Origin of the sequence: Chthonomonas sp. (assembly GCF_035294505.1) — a bacterium.
Classification (GTDB): domain Bacteria; phylum Armatimonadota; class Chthonomonadetes; order Chthonomonadales; family Chthonomonadaceae; genus Chthonomonas.
On the sequence record NZ_DATGKU010000155.1, the window covers coordinates 1 to 13,469 of the forward strand.

Below are 13,469 nucleotides of genomic sequence, written 5' to 3' on the forward strand. Positions count from 1 at the left end.
ACCTTGCCCCACAATGGCTGCAGTCACCGCCAGCATCTCGCGCATGCCGGGCCCGCCTACCGGCCCTTCCCCGCGAATCACCACCACATCGCCCGGCTTTATCTCGCGACGTTGTACCGCCGCAAAGCAGGCCTCTTCACCGTCAAACACCCGTGCCGGGCCGGTGATGCGCCGAATTTTCACTCCGGCCGTCTTCACCACAGCCCCTTCGGGCGCCAAATTGCCGTGCAAAATGGTGAGGTGACCGGTGGGATACATCGGGTTCTCTAAGGGGCGCACCACATCTTGCCGCCTTGCATACACCGAGCGCACGTTCGCCAGGTTCTCTTCCAAAGTTTTTCCGGTGACGGTGAGGCAATCGCCGTGCAGGAAGTCGGCCTCTAAAAGCGCCTTCAGCACGGCGGGCGTCCCGCCCACCCGATGAAGGTGATACATCACATAGCGCCCACCCGGTTTTAGGTCGGCGAGGTGTGGCACTTTGTCGTTCAGGCGGTCGAAGTCCGCCAAACTCCACTCCACTCCCGCCTCCCAGGCAATGGCCTTTAAGTGGAGAATGGCATTGGTAGAGCCACCTAATGCTAAAACCAGCGTATAGGCGTTCTCCAGCGATTTGCGTGTGATGATGTCGCGTGGCCGAATGTCTTGCCGAATCAGCTCTACCAGTTGCTTGCCGGCGAGGAACGCCTCACGCTCCTTTGCTGCAGAGACCGCCGGGTTGCTGGCGCTGTAGGGAAGCGACATGCCCATGGCCTCGATGGCGCTGGCCATGGTGTTGGCCGTATACATTCCCCCACAGGCCCCGGCTCCCGGGCAGGCCTCACACTCGATATGTCGCACTCCTTCGGCGCTCAGCTTCCCCGCCTGATACTGCCCAACCGCCTCAAAAATAGAGGCGATGTCTATCTCTGAACCGTCCTCCCCTACTCCAGGAAGAATGGAGCCGCCATACACGAAGATACTCGGCACGTTGAGACGCGCCATCGCCATAAGGCAGCCGGGCATGTTTTTATCGCAACTTCCGAAAGCGAGCACACCGTCGTGGTTCATCCCACCGGCCACCACCTCGATGCTATCGGCGATCACCTCGCGCGACACCAAGCTGTATCGCATTCCGAGATGCCCCATCATAATGCCATCGGCAGCGGTGGGCGCCCCGAATATTTGTGGCACCCCTCCACCAGCACGAATTCCCTCGCAACCTCGCTGGGCTAACCGGTCAAGGTGGGCGTTGCATGGGGTGATGGTACTGAACAGCGAGGCAACCCCTATCATAGGGCGTTCAAAATCGTCATCGTAGAACCCCACAGCGCGCAACATCCCCCTATTCGGTGCCCGCTCTATCCCCTCCGTGGTGATACGGCTACGCCGCTTCATCTCCTCCGGCATTCTTGCTCTCCTCTCTGGGTGAAATGCTCCCCGCTCTATCCATCGAGCGGGATAGGTGGAGATATTTTACCTGCTCGCGAAGGGATCCACCCGCTTACCATCCTTGAGGAAAGGATCGGCCCAATGCCACAGCGCCGTGCCATCCCTATTGAGGATAGGCTCCGCGGAATACTGGGCCAGATAGATGCGCCTTAGGTGAGGAGAGGTGTTGGCACCGCTTCGATGAAAGGTCACGCTGGAGAACACCGCGATGGTGCCGGCGGGGCCGACAACCGGAATGCCCGGGTCGTCCCCAAAATATCCCACGAGGTCGTTGCTGCCCTCTTCTCTTCGATGCGGAGTCCATTCTCGCGTGCCTGCCCGCGAGAAGGGCAGAATGTACACCGTTCCGTTCTCCTCACTCACATCGTCTAACGCACACCAACAACTTAGATAAGGACGGTGTGGATGGCCGATATATCCTGAATCCTGATGCCATGCGAACTTCATCCCCGCTCTATCGCGCTTCACCACAAACTGCTCGTTAAACAGATAGGCATCCGGCCCAAGCGTGGCCAAACAGATCGAGGCCATGAGGTCGCTGAACAAAAACCGCTCCAACGTTTCGCTATCGTGCCCGTGCGAGCTAATGAAATAGCGGCTGCCACGATGCGTAATCCCTTCGCTCTCCACACCACGACGCGCAAGCTCTTCATCCTTCTGTCGAACCAGGCGGTCGCACTCAGCGCGAAGGTCATCCAGAACCTCTTCCGAGATCACGCCTTCAAGAATGAAATAACCCTCCTCCTGATACTGTCTCCGCTGTTCGTCGGTGATCGTCACCGGGGCTAAAACCATCTTTCAACCTCCTTCCGTTGTGACACCCCCTTTATGGGGTACCTTCTTATTATTCACCCTTATTTCGGGGTAGATCATCGCGTTCTATTGCAAAATCCTCTCATTTTATGCTATTTTGAGATCGAGATGCGATGAAAGAGACTCTCTCCTTCCCCGCTCAACTCGACGGCACCCTTTGGCTTTACCGACGTAGCGGGGTGCCGCGCTTCATGCACAGGCACGATGAGCTAGAGCTAAACCTCGTCCTGGCGGGCACCGCTACTTACCTTCTGCGCGGGCGCAGCTATAGGTTGACGGAAGGCAGCCTCGTTTGGCTTTTTCCCGAACAGGATCATCTGCTCGTTAACGAATCGCCTGACTATGCGATGTGGATCGGGGTCTTTCGCCCTCCCCTTGTGCATCGCGTATGCAACGAGCTTTCTGCCCATCCGCTGCAAGCCGCCGCCCCCCAAGAGAGCTTCTGTCGTAACCTTTCCTTTCCTCAGCGTGAGCGCCTTGAAAACCTCTTTGAAGAGCTAACTCATCACGACAACGATAGCCCGCTCTACAACCTAGGCCTCGGCTTTGCCCTCGCGCTCGCTTGGAGACTCTACTTAGAGGCAGAAAAGCGGCCTCCTGGAACACGTCTGCCCCCCTCGGTAGAGCAAGCGCTGCGACTGCTAAGAGATAAAGAAGCGCTCCCCTTATCGGTTTTGGCGAAACGGTGCTATCAAAGCCCCTCTCATCTATCGCGTCTTTTTCATAAGCATGTCGGTATGACGATAGCGGATTACCGCAATCAACAACGTCTTCTCCGATTCCGCCGTCTCTGCATTTCTCACCCTGACCGCAGCCTTCTTGAACTTGCCTTAGAAGCCGGCTTCGGAAGCTACGCCCAGTTTCATCGCATCTTCACCAAAGAGATCGGTATCTCCCCACGACGCTATCGAAAAAACATCGAAGAGGGCGCTTCCATTGCGGCTCGGGTCGAGAGCGAAACAGTACAAAAATAGGCCTCGCCGTTTCGGCGAAAAATGTACAGGGAACCCGCCTCTGTGCTTTCGCACTCTTGACAGGCGAGTGCTAATTCGGGTAAATTGGTTCCAGAATTAGCGCTCTAACGGTTTGAGTGCTAAACTGCTGATGCCGCCGTGCCTAGAGGCATCGCCACACCATTCTAAACGCAAGGGAGGCTCAAGACAATGCCAACGTTGAAACCGATCAACGATCGCATTATCGCCCGACCTGTAACCCCAGAAGAGAAGACCGCAGGGGGAATCATTTTGCCTGATACCGCCAAAGAGAAACCTCAGGAGGCGGAAGTGGTGGCCGTTGGCCCCGGAAAGACGCTTGACAACGGCAAGGTTGTGAAAATGGAAGTGAAGCCCGGCGACCGCATTATCTACGCCAAATATGCCGGAACAGAAGTCAAGATCGGTGAAGAGGAATACGTGATCCTGCGCCAGGACGATGTTCTGGCGGTGAGAGAATAGGAGGTCGGTAGAGATGGCAGCAAAGATATTGCTTTTCGATGAAGAGGCGCGTCGCGCCCTTGAGCGCGGCGTCAATGCGCTTGCCGACGCCGTAAAGGTAACTCTCGGCCCTCGCGGCCGCAATGTGGTTCTTGAAAAGAAGTACGGCAGTCCCAACATCATCAACGACGGCGTGACCATCGCCAAAGAGATCGAGCTAGAGAACCCCTTTGAGAACATGGGGGCGCAACTTGCCCGTGAAGTGGCAAGCAAGACCAACGATGTGGCCGGCGATGGCACCACCACGGCAACCGTACTCGCCCAGGCGATGGTGAAAGAGGGTCTTAAAGCTGTTGCCGCCGGTGCAAAGCCGCTGCAGGTGAAAAAGGGCATTGACAAAGCCGTTGACGCCATCGTGGAGCATATCCGCAAAGAGGCCACACCCATCCACGGTCGCTCGGCCATCCAACAGGTTGCAACCATCTCCGCAAACGACCCGGAGATCGGCGAAATCCTTGCCGAAGCGATCGAAAAGGTTACTACCGATGGCGTGATCACCGTGGAAGAGAGCAAGGGCACCAGCACCCAGCTCGAAGTGGTAGAGGGAATGCAGTTCGATAAGGGCTACATCTCGCCCTACTTCGTCACCGACCCCGAGCGTATGGAGGCGGTGCTCGAGGAGCCTTACATTCTGCTTTATGAGAAAAAGATCAGCGCGGTAGCCGACATCATTCCCGTGATGGAGCTTGTGGCCCGCGCCGGGCGCCCGCTGGTGGTTATCGCCGAGGATGTGGACGGCGAGGCGTTGGCAACGCTCGTTGTCAACAAGATTCGTGGAAACGTCAATAGCGTGGCCATTAAAGCGCCGGGCTTCGGCGACCGCCGCAAGGCTATGATGGAGGATATCGCCATCCTCACCGGCGGCAAGTTCATCACCGAAGACCTCGGCATGAAGCTCGAAAATATCACTGCCGACCTGCTTGGCCGTGCAAAGCGCGTGGTGGTGACGAAAGAGGAGACGACCATCGTTGGCGGAGCCGGTTCGCAGGAGGCCATCAAAGGCCGCATCGCGCTTATCAAACGCCAGATCGAAGAGACCGAGAGCGACTACGACCGTGAGAAACTTCAAGAGCGCCTCGCAAAACTCTCCGGCGGTGTGGCCGTCATTCAGGTAGGCGCAGCCACCGAAACGGAGATGAAAGAGAAGAAGGCTCGCGTGGAGGATGCCATTCATGCTACGCGCGCGGCCGTGGAGGAAGGCATTGTGCCCGGCGGCGGTGTGGCCCTATTGAACGCAGCGCCCGCGCTCGACGGCCTCAAGCTGGAGGGCGATGAGGAGATCGGCCTCAACATCGTGCGCCGTGCCCTCGAAGAGCCTCTACGCCAAATCGCCGAGAATGCAGGGCTTGAGGGCAGCGTGGTCGTGGAAAAGGTTCGCTCCTTGCCGAAGGGTCATGGTTTTAACGCGCGAACCGGCGAGTATGAGGACATGGTGAAGGCCGGCGTGGTAGACCCCGCAAAAGTGGTGCGCTCCGCACTGCAAAATGCGGCCTCCATCGCAGGGCTTATTCTCACCACCGAGTGCCTCGTTACCGAAAAGAAAGAGGAGAAAACCTCCACCACGCCTGGTGCGTAAAACCTCTTTCCGCTCTGCACTCCCCTGCTGCATTGCAGCTAGGGGAGTTTTTCTTATTCTCTAGTCCCCCCTGTTACTTAACAAAAAGATCACCTAAACCCATACCATCGCTTCAAGAATGTCTTCTAAAGGCACGATGGCGAAACGGCTTGCGTAGTCCGACATGGCGTAGGGCAAAATGAGGTAGCCGTTGTGAATAAGCCCCCCACAACTGTATACCACGTTTGGCACATAGCCCTCGCGCTCATCGGCATTCGGCATAAGCAAAGGTTCCTTAAGTCGCCCGATCACTTTGGTTGGGTCTCCCCTATCCAACAAGAACGCCCCAATAGAGTATTTGCGCATCGGCCCCACGCCATGGCTCAAAACAAGCCAGCCCGCCTCGGTCTCTATAGGTGAGCCGCAGTTGCCAACCTGAACATACTCCCAAGGATAGGTCGGCTTAAGCAGAGGTTGCTTTGTATACCAGAAATGCAGCATGTCAGAAAACATGATGTAAAGGTTCTCATTGTCCTGCCTTGATAGCATGGCATAGCGGCCATGAATGCGCCGAGGAAACAGTGCCATGCCTTTGTTCTGAACCTCCGGGCCGTTGAGCGTGCTGATCCGGAAATGCAAGAAGTCCTCTGTCTCCAGGATTTGCGGAAAAACGACTTTGCCATCGTAGGCGGTATAGGTGGCGTAGTAGATGACACGGCCATCGTCCTCACGAAATTGCACGAAGCGGGCATCCTCCATTCCATTGACCTCGGTAGGTGAGGTCGGAAACAGAACGCGCTCTGAAAGAGGCTCGTCTGGAGAGAAGAAAACCTCATAGTTGGCCTGGGCAAGCGCCAGAATGCCTCGCGCCACCTGCTCTTCACTACGAAATCGCCCTCGACGCTGTTTTTCTACAAACTGCAGTGCCTCCTTCAACTCTTCCAAAGTGAACTGCTCGTTTAAACAGGCTAAAACCTCTGCGGCGAAATCGTCCCAGAGATCAAGCTCATACAGCTTGCGTTCAAAAAGGTTCCGATCGTAGGTTGGGTTTGGGACGATTTCGGGTGTGGATACATAGCGGGTAGGCTTCTCCAGCACAATATGGTTGTTGACATCAATGGTTCCTTCACGAAAGGTGATGGACGAGATATGCCCCTCCCCCGTGGCCCGCAGGCTTAACACAAAGCGCCGCGTGCCCTCCGGCAATCCACTCTGATCGGGATGCCAGACGATGGAGGGGTTGAATAGGGCCGCGGCCTCTAAGGCGTACTCGTGCGTGAAATAGGCCCCAATAAGTAACCGGCGCTCCTCACTTAGTGGAGCGTCGGTTAGCAACAGAGGGCGCACCTCCTCAAAACGCTTCAGAAAGAAGTTCCGTAACTTGTAGTGCCTATCTTGAAACTCCCTCATCACCTGCTCAAGTAGTCTACAAACCTCTTTTTCCGGCAAAGCCATGATGCGGGCGACGATATGTAGGTCTTGACGATCTCCTACAGGATTGAAAGCCCTAAAAAGCACACGCGAACTATCCGGCTTTAAAATCGGGCCTACGCGTTGAACTCGCAAATTTTCCTCCTCGTTACTCGCTTATTTGCCATATAGTAAAGGCTGGCCCCCATGCCCGCCCAAATGTCTCGCTCCTCTTGTTGCTTACTTATGAACGCTAGCGGCCGCTTGGCTGCCACTCGGGAAGGTCTTTATCCATAGGGATCAGGTCTCCCAGCAGGTTCTCCTGTAGTTTCATTTCGGTAAGCGAGAGCAGAAACGCGAGGGTGGATTCGGCTCCTTGGTTCTGATTGACCCGGTCCACATGCAGGCCGTCGCGGCAGCCGCCGGTACGATAATCCACAAGCTCCATGCCTAAGTCGTTTCGCCCTAAAAACCAATCGAGCGCCGCCCGCGCCTTCTGCAGCCAATACTCATCGCTGGTGGAGCGATAGGCCTCCAGACAGGCCGAGAGCATACTGTAGGCCTCAATAGGCTGCTGATCGAAGCGAGCACACTCTCCCCCGCGTGGGTAGAAACCGTTGGAACCAATGGGTCGGAAATGCCCGGCCTCTGCCGTCTGCAGCTCGGCCAACCATCGTAGCGTCTTCAGGCCGATGTCGAAAGCCCTTGGGTTATCGCCCCAACGACCACTGAGAATGAGCGCATGGGGCAGCTTCGCATTGTCGTAAGAGACCACAGGCTCGAACCAAGGCCAGTCATCGGAGGCCGTGGAATCGTAAAGAGCGATCAGTCGTTGTGTCAGCGTCTCCCGCACTTGGCTTACCAGACGATCTCCGCTCAGTTGACGGAAATATTCGTGAATGCCCACCAGCGCAAACGCCCAACCGCGCGGCGAGGTGGTATCGAGGATGGTTGTTAGCGATCTCTCTAACAGCCCGGCCGCCCACATACGCAGCCCATGATCTCGCGAACGTCCTACGCAGGCGCCTAACGCCCAAATAACGCGACCTTGGCAATCATCCGAGCCGGTCTCCTCCAGCCACTGGCGATCGTATCCCATGAAATTGCGGAAACGACCGGTCTTTCTATCGAAAGCGTTGTTCAAAAACGCTGCGTAGATAACACCGAGCCGCTGCGCTTCCCGAATCTCATGCCCAATGCCTTCCAAGTTGATGGTCAACAGCAAGGCTCGCGCGTTATCATCCGAACAGTAGCCCTCCGCATAGTTGGGCAAGGCATAGGTGGCATGTTGCAACAGACCGGTCGAGTCGGTCAAACGTCGTAAATGGTCAAGCCGAAGCGTGGGCAGTTCGCGAGGCTTCTGCTCCAGTGTTTTTATGGCCAAAGGACGATGCGCGCTGTCCCAACGACTACGTCGTGCCTTCTCGAACGATTCCACATACATATGGGCGACGTGGCTCCAAACCATCTCTCGCCCCAACATATACGCGCGTTTCCGCATGGCGTGACGCCGTGTGGGGTCTTGCAAAAGACCGATCACCTCGCGCGCAATGGCCTCGGAGTCGGCAAAGGGAACAAGAACACCCCGTCCCTCTGCCAGTAACTCCTCTGCATGCCAATAAGGGGTAGAGATAACGGCCTTGCCACAACCAAAAGCGTAGGAGAGCGTTCCCGAAGTAATCTGAGCTGGATTGAGATAGGGTGTGATGTAAATGTCCGCAGCGCCTAAAAACTCTTTTAACTCGTCAATATCCACAAACCGATTATAGAAGATAACGTGCTTCTCAATCCCCAAATCGCGCGCTAATCGCTCTAGACTCAAGCGGTAGGTCTCGCCCTGCTCCCGAACTAAGTTCGGATGCGTGGCACCTAGCACGATGTAGACCGTCTCAGGGAACACCTCCACGATCTGTGGAAGGGCACGCAGCACGTACTCGATGCCCTTATTGGGCGAGAGCAACCCAAATGTCAAGAGCACATGCTTTCCCTCCACCCCAAACTGATCTTTATAGAAATTAGGGTCTACGAAAGGCATGTCGGGAATGCCGTGCGGAATGAGATCGATCTTATCGTCGGGAACGCCGTAAACATCGCGCAGAAAGCAACGCCCTTTCTCTGTCATCGTTACTACGCGGGCTGAAAGCGACACGATCTCGCGCAATACCCGATACTGATCGGGGTCTGGCTCACGTAAGATCGTGTGAAGAGTCGTAACCACCGGAATGCGTAGGTCTCTAAGCAGGCGAAGCACGTAGCCGCCGGCCCGCCCACCGAAAATGCCGTACTCATGCTGCAAACACACTACGTCCGCGTTGCTGAAGTTAAGAAAGTCGGCAGCACGGCGATAGGAGTCCGGCTCCTCCTCCTCGACTTCAAATCGCACTTCGGGCGGGTAGTCGTAAGAACGATCCGGCTCGCTGACGGCACAGACAAAACATTCCACAGATGGGTACTGTCCGGCTACGGCATGTTGTAAATCGGCTGTGAAAGTGGCTATCCCGCACTTTCGCGGAATGTAGTCCGCAACAAAAGCTATTTTGTGAAGCGCGGTATTTCTTCTCATATCTCACCCATCTCCTTTCTAGAAAGAATGAGGTAGACCTCTCCGCAAACGCGAGGTCGAAGGGCAATTCCAACTTAACGTGCAGGAGCAGGAGCGGGGAACAGTCCCCCAAGCGAAGCGATTCCGAAGGTTTTGACTTTATATTTTACCGTATTCGCCCCAAAAGCCACATAGGGAATTACGATTCTTCTCCTCAAGGCCTCTACCCGCCCCCAATTTGGGAGGGAGGCACCTCGTGGCGAGCTTCCTAGTTAATGGACCTTTGCTACTGGCGACCTCTTTGACCCTATAGAACCCGCTGCAAGCGGCCGCCCTTGAGAGCGTGTGGTTAAGCGGGTTTGTTCAGAAGGAGCAGGTTTCAAACCTGCCCCCAGAGGGGTTTGAACCATATGCAGGGGCAGTTTGTAACCTACCCCCAGGCGGGTTTGAAATCATGTGTAGGGGCGGGTTTGTAACCCGCCCCTACAATGGTGTGTCACAAACGGTGACAGCCAGCTCTATCGCCCCCCTAGCAACCTAGTTACGCCCAAGCTGTTTTTTCACGAGTTCCGGGATCTCCTGCATGGTTTCGGCCACCGGTACGCCGGCAGATAGGAGAGCCTCCACCTTGGCTTGAGGCGTTCCTGTCGTACCGCTGATGATGGCCCCAGCATGGCCCATGCGTTTTCCGGGAGGCGCGGTGCGCCCTCCAATAAAGGCCACCACCGGTTTTTTCATGTGTTTTTTGATATACTCGGCAGCGTTCTCTTCATCACTGCCTCCGATCTCTCCCACCAACACCACAGCCTGCGTTTGTGGGTCGGCCTCGAATAGAGGCAGGATATCCACGAAGGTTGAGCCGATCATCGCATCGCCACCGATGCCAACCCCTGTAGATTGCCCTAACCCCGCCCGCGTAAGGCCATCGGCGATCTCATAGGTCAAGGTGCCGCTGCGAGAAACAAGCCCAACAGGGCCGGGCATAAAGGAGGTCGGTGGAATAATGCCTACCTTGCACTTCCCCGGAGTGATAAGCCCTGGGCAGTTGGGGCCGATGAGCCGCACGCCCTCGATGCGCCTCAAGATGGCATGAACGCGGATCATGTCTTGGGTGGGGATGTTCTCCGAGATACACACGATCAGCTTGATCCCCGCTTTGGCCGCCTCGATAATGGCATCTGCTGCGTTAAGGCGTGCGGGTACAAAGATCACAGAGGTGTTGGCACCTGTGGCCTGTACGGCCTCTTGCATGGTGTTGAAAACCGGCACGCCTAAAAACGTCTGGCCTCCCTTGCCTGGAGTAACCCCTCCAACGATTTTCGTTCCATAGGACATCATCTGTTCGGTATGAAATGCCCCATCACGCCCGGTAATACCCTGGACGAGAACTCGTGTGTTCTCGTCAATGAGAATGCTCATTCCCCCTTATCAAGCCTCCTCTAGATTTCGTCTCACGGCTAGGCCTCATCGTCCTCCACGAGGATGAGAGGCATGCCCTCCGCATCGAAAAACCCCTCTTCTTCGGCAAAGATCACCCCTTCTCCCGGAGCAGCCAGCAGACGCAAAAGGCCATCCAACGCCTCCCATCCCGGATGATCTTGATCTTCTAAAAGCACAGGGAGCAACTGAACGTCGTAGACGATCTGCGTGCGCCTCAGCGCATCTACGGTGAGCAGCTTTTCTGCCGCATCCGGCCAGTTGTAGGCAAACCTCAAGGCCTCTTCAACCGCCTCACGCGCCTCAGCCTCTTCCTCCACCACACTTCGCTCTAACAGATAGACGTCGTGCAGCTCGGGGGTATGCCACCGCACAAAGGCGGCCTCCCAATTGGGGTTCTCCAACTCCTCTGGGGTCGCCGCCCCTGCGATGCCCGTACTAATACTAATGGAGTATCCGCCGGCTTTGAAAAGATCGGCTATCTCGCGAAGCCGCACCGTTTGGGAGGAAGGGGAAAAGACCTTCATTCGCTAATCTCGCTCTCGGCACGCCGCTTAATGGCCTCTAAGGTGGCCTGTAGGTTCTCTGTCATGAGCTTTTTTACCAGCCCTTTTACCATAGGGCCTACCATAGGAATATTGATGTCGTAGTCTACGACGCTCTCGAAGCGGGTGCGATTCTCACCCACGGGGGTGAACTGCCAATACCCTTCCATACGGTCGAGATCGCCTTGTATCATGCGAAAATCATCACGATAGTTTGTATCGTCCCAGCGGTCTTCCTGTGTCCAACGCACCTTCATCTTCACGGCCTGGATCATTCCCACCCACTCCGTCACGGTGCGTCGTCCATCCTCACTACGCTCCAACACCCTTAGCGACTGCAGGTCGGCCATAAACTCCGGAAAGGCCTCCACGTTGCGGGCGATCGCATAGACCCGTTCCACCGGCGCCTCTATTTCAATCTTCTGCTCTATTCGCGGCATGAGGCTTCGTCCTTCAGGCCATCTCACGCCAGGCAAGTTCAGAGGCTCCCATAATGCCGGCGTCGTCGCCAAGTTCGGCGCGCACAATGCGTGCAGCTGCCAGAATAGAGCCTATGGCAGAAGCCCGTGCCGTTCGGACGGCAGCGTCGAAGAGGGTGCGCGAATTCGAGATTTTGCCGCCAAGCACAACGACTTCCGGATTAAACACGTTGACCATGCTGGCGATGCCCAGCCCCACGAAATGGCCGATCTCCTCAAGCACCTCTCTGGCCAACGCATCGCCCTCTTCCGCGGCCTGGTCGATGAGCTTTGGAGTGAGAAACTGCTGCAAGGCTTCCGGCCCGGTGATATGCCTCCACAACAGCGTATCGCGCCCCGACTCCATTTTCAAGGCAGCGCGCTCCACAATGCCGTCACGGCCGGCCAACACTTCCAGGCGCCCGTGAGGGCCGTTGGGGCTAGACCCTTTACCGTCCGCAATGATAATGTGCCCCACCTCGGCTGCGCCGCCGGTTGCCCCCCGCAACACCTGGCCGTCTACGATGATGCCGCCGCCGATGCCCGTTCCCAAAGTAAACATCACCAGATGGCGAGTTCCACGGCCGGCACCGTACCGGAACTCGCCCAAGGCAGCCACATTGGCATCGTTATCCATCACCATTGCGATGCCCAGCTCTTTTTCAACCAACTCACGTAAAGGCACGTTCTTGTAAGGCACATAGGCGCCATCCACATAATCTCCAAAGTTAGGTGCCCAACGCACCATTCCGGCAGGCACATCAATGTGCCCCGGCACGGCTACCCCTATCGCTCCAATCTCATTCATCGAGACGTTTGCCGCTTTCGCCGCATTACGAACGGCCGTGGCGATGGCCGCCACCGTTCTCGCTACCCCTCCTTTTGCCTCCGACGGATTCTCCGCTCGGCCCAAAAGCTTTTCGCTGCGGTCTATCACGGCAGCACGAACATTCGTGCCTCCTAAATCCACACCTACCACATAAGGAGCCTCTTTGCGGGGCTGTACATGCGACACCGATTTCCTCCCTCAGAAAAAGTGATGCTGTTGCAACAGGCAATCTCGCCACGTCGCTAAGGACGTAGAGATTTTACCCTGCATCCGCCATTGTCCGTAAAAAAACCCCTGTTTTGGCAACAGGGGTGGGAAAGGCGTCTGAACGACGGTTAGAACTGATAGCCCAACGTCAAGCTATAGCCGTCCAACTCATCGTTGGAACCGGAAACGAAATAGTAGCGCAGGTCGGCGGAGATGGGGTTCGTGCCGTGAGTGAGTTGGTAGCCGACTAAAAGGTTTAAGACGGCGCCATTACTTCCACGGCCGTTAAGACGCTTGCCAAAGGAATAACCCGCGCCAATGCCATAGCGAAGGTTACCCCGAAAGGCTTGAATCTCCAGGGTCAGCGGCACACTGTATACCTTGTCGAAGCCGTTATAGCCGATCCCTACCAAAAGATCGTAGGTTCCTCCGGCATAGACGCGCCGCTGCACCAGACCACTGATACCCACATCACCCTCTACGTGTCGCGCCGTTTGGCTCTGCGCAATCCATAAACCGATGCGCACCGTCCAGTCACGGCTTAACTCCGGCAGACTGTAGTTATCCTCCTGCGCACGTGCAGGACCTGCCAGCAACAGCCCTCCCATGCAGAGAGTCAGAGCCAGCATGAGAGAGCAGAGCGTTTCGAGTTTCTTCACAGAGTCTCCTCCTCCGCAAGGAGCTTTAGACAGAGTCGTATCCTGTTGTTGCCGACTTCTGGTGGGTAGCTCCTTGCGCATGCGTGTGATTGA

The 13,469-nt window shown here is 56.2% G+C and carries 12 protein-coding genes; 3 read left to right on the plus strand and 9 right to left on the minus strand.

Annotated features, from left to right (window positions below):
* On the minus strand, positions 1-1,386 hold a 1,386-nt coding region (locus tag VKV18_RS08835; RefSeq protein WP_324203842.1), incomplete at its 3' end, for a dihydroxy-acid dehydratase.
* Positions 1,387-1,452: 66 nt separating this feature from the next.
* Positions 1,453-2,223 (minus strand): phytanoyl-CoA dioxygenase family protein, encoded by a 771-nt coding sequence (locus VKV18_RS08840; protein ID WP_324203843.1) that lies wholly within the window; start codon positions 2,221-2,223, stop codon positions 1,453-1,455.
* A gap of 131 nt (positions 2,224-2,354) precedes the next feature.
* Between VKV18_RS08840 and VKV18_RS08845 the strand changes: the two genes are divergently transcribed.
* From VKV18_RS08845 to groL, 3 genes are all read left to right on the plus strand, one after another.
* Entirely contained in the window at positions 2,355-3,215 is an 861-nt protein-coding gene (locus VKV18_RS08845) for an AraC family transcriptional regulator (protein WP_324203844.1), read from the plus strand.
* Positions 3,216-3,404: 189 nt separating this feature from the next.
* Positions 3,405-3,695 carry a co-chaperone GroES gene (gene groES, locus VKV18_RS08850; RefSeq protein ID WP_324200660.1) on the plus strand — a complete coding sequence of 97 codons (291 nt, stop codon included), beginning with the start codon at positions 3,405-3,407 and terminating at the stop codon, positions 3,693-3,695.
* Between the two features lie 13 nt (positions 3,696-3,708).
* The gene (gene groL, locus VKV18_RS08855; protein ID WP_324203845.1) at positions 3,709-5,310 is read left to right on the plus strand and encodes a chaperonin GroEL; all 1,602 of its coding nucleotides are present in this window, start codon (positions 3,709-3,711) and stop codon (positions 5,308-5,310) included.
* 93 nt (positions 5,311-5,403) lie between these two features.
* On the opposite strand, the gene VKV18_RS08860 is transcribed toward groL, so the two are convergent.
* The 7 genes from VKV18_RS08860 to VKV18_RS08890 all read right to left on the minus strand — a co-directional run bounded on the left by VKV18_RS08860 (position 5,404) and on the right by VKV18_RS08890 (position 13,376).
* Positions 5,404-6,855 carry a glycoside hydrolase family 130 protein gene (locus VKV18_RS08860; protein WP_324203846.1) on the minus strand — a complete coding sequence of 484 codons (1,452 nt, stop codon included), beginning with the start codon at positions 6,853-6,855 and terminating at the stop codon, positions 5,404-5,406.
* Between the two features lie 97 nt (positions 6,856-6,952).
* Positions 6,953-9,262, minus strand: coding sequence for a glycosyltransferase family 4 protein (locus VKV18_RS08865; protein WP_324203847.1), 2,310 nt, complete (start codon positions 9,260-9,262; stop codon positions 6,953-6,955).
* A 516-nt stretch (positions 9,263-9,778) separates the two neighbouring features.
* Positions 9,779-10,660 (minus strand): succinate--CoA ligase subunit alpha, encoded by an 882-nt coding sequence (gene sucD / locus VKV18_RS08870; protein ID WP_324203848.1) that lies wholly within the window; start codon positions 10,658-10,660, stop codon positions 9,779-9,781.
* A 38-nt stretch (positions 10,661-10,698) separates the two neighbouring features.
* Entirely contained in the window at positions 10,699-11,205 is a 507-nt protein-coding gene (locus tag VKV18_RS08875) for a hypothetical protein (RefSeq protein WP_324203849.1), read from the minus strand.
* A complete protein-coding gene (locus VKV18_RS08880; protein WP_324203850.1) occupies positions 11,202-11,663 on the minus strand; it encodes a type II toxin-antitoxin system RatA family toxin in 462 nt (153 codons plus the stop codon). Before VKV18_RS08880 ends, VKV18_RS08875 begins: the two co-directional genes overlap by 4 nt.
* A 13-nt stretch (positions 11,664-11,676) precedes the next feature.
* Entirely contained in the window at positions 11,677-12,696 is a 1,020-nt protein-coding gene (locus tag VKV18_RS08885; RefSeq protein WP_324203851.1) for an ROK family protein, read from the minus strand.
* A gap of 149 nt (positions 12,697-12,845) precedes the next feature.
* Positions 12,846-13,376, minus strand: coding sequence for a hypothetical protein (locus VKV18_RS08890; protein ID WP_324203852.1), 531 nt, complete (start codon positions 13,374-13,376; stop codon positions 12,846-12,848).
* Positions 13,377-13,469 lie beyond the last annotated feature (93 nt).